This is a genomic window from Frankia sp. CcWB2 (genome assembly GCF_977927585.1).
This window is the reverse complement of sequence record NZ_CDWRCM010000104.1, coordinates 11761-13982: the sequence shown is the minus strand read 5'-3', so window position 1 is coordinate 13982 and position 2222 is coordinate 11761. Positions and strand designations below refer to the sequence as shown.

The following is a 2222-nucleotide window of genomic DNA, read 5'->3' as shown; positions in this document are numbered from 1 at the left end:
GAGGATGTCCATGCGAGCGAGATCGCTCGTCGCCGCCATTGTGCTGTCGTCGCTGGCGCTCGTCGCCTGCGGCAGCCGGGCCAGTAACAACGGAACGACCTCGGCCGGCAACAAACCGGCCGGGGCGTCGAACAACACAGCCTCGGATATCGGTGTCACGCCGACCGAGATCAAGATCGGTACAATCGCCGGCCTGAACAGCGGTTTCGGGCCGGACACGTTCTCCGCCTCACTGTACGGGGCGCGGGCCTATTTCAAGGCGCTCAACGCCGCGGGCGGAGTCAACGGGCGCACCGTGAACCTCGTCGAGTGTGACGACAAAGGCACCGGTGACGGAAACACGAACTGCGCGCACAAGCTCGTCGACGACGAGAAGGTCTTCGCGCTCGCCGGGGTGACGGCGTTCGACTACACGGGTGCGCAGTACATCAACTCCAAGGGTGTGCCGGATATCGGCGGCCAGCCCGTGTCCGCAGCCTACGATCAGTATCCGCACCTGTACTCGATCTACGGCAGCTATTATCCGCGCACCGGCAGCCGTCCCGGCTACAACGGCACGCTCTACGCGGGGACCGAGACCTACCGCTGGTTCAAGCAGAACCTGAAGACCAACGTCGCCGGGGTTGTGTACTACAACGTCGCCCCGTCGGAGCGGTACGCCAAGTCGATCGCGGACGGCCTGCGCAAGGATGGCTACACGGTCATCGAGGAGCAGATCAATCTCGGCGCCCCGAGTTGGGACGCGACGGTCCTCGACCTCAAGCGGCGCGGCGTCCAGATCGTCTTCGACGCGATGGACGACGGCGGTAATGCTCAGCTGTGCAACGCCATTGAGTCCCAGAAAATGCCGATCACGGCGAAGGTGACCCCGCCGCAGGGCTGGGCCAACAACGTCCGCCAGGTCTACAATGCCTCCCCGAATTGCCGGAACACGATCTACTCTACTGGCGGCACCGCCAACTATGCGGACACCCAGATTCCCGCGGTCGCCACGTTCCAGAAGGATCTGCAGGCGGCCGCGCCCGATCGGGTAGCCAAGACGAACCTGTGGATGCTCGAGGGTTACGCCTCGGCCCAGTGGCTGACCGACGCGATCCGGTCCTGCGGCGCCGACGTCACCCGCGCCTGCGTCGAGGCGTACATGAACAGCGGCAAGGACTACGACGGTCACGGCCTGCTCATCCCGACTGGCCGGAACTTCAAGAAGTTGCCTGAACCGCCGTCGCAGGAGCAGAACTGCCTCAACGTCGCCCGTTGGCAGGATTCGGCGAACGGAAACCAGGGCGGCTGGGTGACCCAGGTCAAGGACATGAACACCAACTGCTTCACCGTCCCGGATCTGCCCTACCAGGCCGGCTGATCTCTCACGGGACCGCCCGGGACCGCCCGAGTGATCTCGGGCCCCGGTCGGGGCACCCTCCACGGCGCCACGGAGGGAACCTCGACCGGGGCCTTTCAGCGGGGCCTTTCGCGGCCCTACGCCCGGAATTCCCCCGGTGCGCCCGCGAAGGACCGCTCGCCCCGGTGCAGGACGTAGACCAGGTCCGCCATCGCCAGGGCCTGCTCGGTGTACTGGTCGGCGAGCACGACGGTGGTGCCCGACGCGGCGACCGTCGCAAGCCAGCCGAACAGGTCCGCGGCGACCTTCGGGGATAGTCCGAGCGACAGCTCGTCGACCATCAGGACCGAGGGGCGGGCCAGCAGGGCGCGGGCGAGCGCCAGCATTCGCCGCTCACCGCCGGACATCGATCCGGCCCGCTGCGTCAGCCGCTCCCGCAGCCGGGGGAACGACTCCAGCGCGGGGGTGATGTCGGGGTGCCCGCTGGCTTCCGCGATGATCTGCAGATTGTCCCGGACCGACAGGGTGGCGAAGACGGCCCGTTCGTCCGGCACGAGCATCAGTCCCCGGCGGGCCCGGTCGACGGTGGACATCTTGGTGATGTCCTCGCCGCGCCAGGTCAGACTGCCCGAACGCAGTGGGATCAGCCCGGCCAGCATCCGCAGGGTGGTGCTCTTGCCCGCGCCGTTGACCCCGAGCAGGGCGGTGACCTTGCCGGCGGGGATGGCGAGGTCCAGACCGTGCAGGACCTCCACGGTCCCGTAGCCGGCCCGCGCCCCGGTCAGTTCGAGTTCGGCTGTCGCCGTGGTCACGGTGCCTCCTGCGGCTGCTTCAGGACCGTTTCATCGTGGCGATGGGCAGCCTGGGCCAGGTACACCGACCG

At 67.5% G+C, this 2222-nt stretch carries 2 protein-coding genes; one reads left to right on the top strand and one right to left on the bottom strand.

The window, feature by feature from the left end:
• Nucleotides 1-10: 10 nt before the first annotated feature.
• Nucleotides 11-1360, top strand: coding sequence for an ABC transporter substrate-binding protein (locus tag ACY45C_RS12500; protein ID WP_462187791.1), 1350 nt, complete (start codon nt 11-13; stop codon nt 1358-1360).
• A gap of 116 nt (nt 1361-1476) precedes the next feature.
• Here the strand turns inward: ACY45C_RS12500 and ACY45C_RS12495 are convergent, their stop codons facing one another.
• Nucleotides 1477-2151, bottom strand: coding sequence for an ABC transporter ATP-binding protein (locus ACY45C_RS12495; RefSeq protein WP_462187788.1), 675 nt, complete (start codon nt 2149-2151; stop codon nt 1477-1479).
• Nucleotides 2152-2222 lie beyond the last annotated feature (71 nt).